This is a genomic window from Palleronia sp. (assembly GCF_042089775.1).
Lineage (GTDB): Bacteria > Pseudomonadota > Alphaproteobacteria > Rhodobacterales > Rhodobacteraceae > Palleronia.
This window is the reverse complement of the sequence record NZ_JBELKF010000225.1, coordinates 1-2,877: the sequence shown is the minus strand read 5'-3', so window position 1 is coordinate 2,877 and position 2,877 is coordinate 1. Positions and strand designations below refer to the sequence as shown.

At 63.7% G+C, this 2,877-nt stretch carries 4 protein-coding genes; all 4 read left to right on the top strand.

Annotated features, from left to right (window positions below; all coding sequences use genetic code 11):
* On the top strand, positions 1–765 hold a 765-nt coding region (locus tag ACFDS3_RS20310; RefSeq protein WP_375264140.1), incomplete at its 5' end, for a hypothetical protein.
* A gap of 101 nt (positions 766–866) precedes the next feature.
* The gene (locus tag ACFDS3_RS20305) at positions 867–1,943 is read left to right on the top strand and encodes a hypothetical protein (RefSeq protein WP_375264139.1); all 1,077 of its coding nucleotides are present in this window, start codon (positions 867–869) and stop codon (positions 1,941–1,943) included.
* A gap of 19 nt (positions 1,944–1,962) precedes the next feature.
* Positions 1,963–2,565, top strand: a complete 603-nt coding sequence (locus ACFDS3_RS20300; protein ID WP_375264138.1) for a hypothetical protein — start codon at positions 1,963–1,965, stop codon at positions 2,563–2,565.
* Between the two features lie 52 nt (positions 2,566–2,617).
* Positions 2,618–2,877: hypothetical protein (locus ACFDS3_RS20295; RefSeq protein ID WP_375264137.1), on the top strand; the 260-nt coding region annotated here is incomplete at its 3' end.

Sequence of the window (2,877 nt, the reverse complement as noted above, 5' to 3'; positions counted from 1 at the left end):
CTGAACTTGGGCAACCCGGCCAACAGCGAGCCCGATCCGACGTCCTGCCTCGTGATGCTCTGGCTCAGCCAGGACGAAACGGGCTTTCGCCCGACGTTCCGCATCACCGAAGACGTGTTCTGCGCGGAAACCCGCGGCTGGTGTGAAGCAGGTGCTTGGGAGATTCTCATCCTGGACATGGTCAGCGAGGCCCGCACCATGCGCCGGACACTGGCCATGATGGTGCCTGGCATCGACCTAGAAGTCGGATCGACTGCCTCGGGCGAAGGCGTCATCATCGCCTGTCGCGACCGCACGGCGCCGCTCTCGATCACGATCAACGACATGCGTGTGGGCAGTGCTCCGATCGACCCCCCGCAAGGCTCCTGGGACTACCCCGTCGCCGAGGTGGCGTATCAGGCGGGTCGCGTCGGCAACGCGCTGGCCGACCGTGCCAAGCGGCTCGCCAAGCGCATGGTTCGTGAAACGGCAGGCTCCATCGGCCTTCAGGAGATGCAGGATGTCCTTCTCTCCGCCGACCCGCACCGCGTGTCGCTCGGCATCATCGACGCCCGTGATATTGTGGCCGAGGTTGGCGAGATCATGGATGGGCTCGACCGGGATGACGCCGAACTGGATGAAAGCCGCATCACCGACCTGATCCGCAGTGAAGTCGCGGATCTCGGTATCGACGTGGATGCGATCATCGAGAAGGTGGCGTTCAAGGCGATCCGCGATAAAGCCGTTCGTCGCGCGATCCCCGCCCAGCACGCAGCTGCCGTCTGAAGGAGACCGGCCTCGCGCCGGTCTCCCATTCCCCGGGGACTTTGCGATTTTCGCTCTTAGCCCGTAATATCTTCTTAGGTATGGAGAGGCAGGAGCTGAAGATGAGCAACATGATCCGGAACGTGATCGACCGCATGATGGAGAATCCGTCTTCTGCGGCGCATGCTGCGTTCCTGGCGGGGGGCGCGGCCGCCTCCCTGTCGCTCGGCGGCGCGCTACCGGAAGCCCTGCCGTATCTCAGCGACGGGCTGTATTGCCTGTTCACCTGGATGCCCGAAACTTCGCCATTCAATACTGCGGACTGGTTCTTGAACGGCGCTGGCGATTACACGGCCACCGTCGGCGTGGGCCTCGAGGCCGAGGCGAAGCTCCATGGCGTCGAGCTTGCGCACCAGTCTCGCGAGATGCTGACCGAAATGCGCAGCTGGCTGGGCGACCGGGTGGATGAAGCCCAGGATGTCTTCAAGTCGAGCATCGAGAAGTCGAAGGCCTTCGCGTCCTACGCCTTGAGCACCGGCCGCAACTTCTTCGACAGCACGGCAGGGAAGATCACCAGCAACATCGGGGGCGCACTGATCGGCCTCAGCGGCGCCTGGGAGTCGTTCAAGCTGCTGCGCACTATGTATCGCAAGGTCTTCAAGAAGGCGGGCATCGCGGCCGATCCGAGCGACACGACCGGCGAGCCGAAGAAGGATCAACCGGTCAACGTGACCAACATCCAGATCAACCTCTCCCTGAGCGGCGACCAGGCGGAGCGCATGCTCGAAGGCAAGATGGACCAGCGCCTGATCGAAGGGATCCAGAAGGCGGTCGCTCAGGCGACGACCCCGCCCAGAGACCACATCGATCAGCTCGGCTTCGACCGCCAGAAGATCGATACGTCGCGCTTCTTCATGCCTCGCTCGACCGAGGGCCTCGGTCCGATCGCCTCGGCATCGCAAGCGTTCAGCGACCAGCTGCGCGGCTACGCCGTCGAGGAATTCGAAGCGAGGAAGCTCGACCCCAACCTGGTCATCAAATCCGGCATGTTCCCTCCGGCGCCTCCGAACATCGATGACATCATCCTGCGGCAGACCAACGAGAGTGACCTGCGAAAAATCACCTTCAAGCGCCGCCCCTACATTGACGTCGCCCCGCGGCGGGCGGCGGATGACGACACCCCCGGCTACAACGCCTGATAACGAGCGAGCGAACAACATGACCACCCCCATCATCATTGGGCTCACGGGCTTCCGCCAGGTCGGCAAATCGAGCGTGGCGGACCACCTCGTGGAGAACCACGGCTTTCAGCGGCTGCATCCTTTCGAGGGCGGCAAGGTCGCCTGCCGCGCCTACTTCTCCCATATCGGCGCCACCGAGGACGAAGCGCGCCGGATGACGGATGGGGACCTGAAGGACAAGCCGAGCTCCTATCTGCCCGACGAGCAGACGCCACGCTACTTCATGGAGCGCTTCGGCTACTTCATGGGCGTGGAGCTCGGTCCGGAGTGGACGCTGGGCCGGGAGCTCGATCGGGTGAAGAACTCGGGGCAGGGCGGCCGCTACGTCGTCGAGTCCATCGTCTACGAGGTGGACGCGCTGCGCAATGCCGGCGGCGCCGTCGTGCGCATCAACCGCGAGGGCGTCGGAATTTCGGGCCTCAAGACCGATGCCGCCGTCCGCGAGATCGTGCCGGATGCCGATTTTGACAATTCGGGCCAGTGCAAGACGGACATGGCAGAGCGCTTCGATGAGATGCTGCGCTCGATCGGCATCGATCTGCGCGTCGAGGAGCCGGATTTCGAAATGGCTCTCGGCTGAACTTCCAGCGCAACGCGCCCGCGGCCCTCCGCGCTCATCAGGATCACGTTGAATGGAAGCTCTCGGCATCGTCGCCATCGCCTTCGGGGCGGCCGCCTACATCTGGAAGGACCCCAGGCACATCATGCGCCTGAGCGCAGCGGCGAGCGCAACCTGGGTCTTCTATTTCATCTCCCATCAGCAGTGGGCTCCGATGTTCGTCACGGCGACGTTCATCGTGGTCCTGCTCGCTGGCGCCAATGCGAGCACCCGCACGATGCGGCTTCTCGTTCTGGGTCGTGAGGCCCTCATCATCCCGTTTGTGCTGGTCAC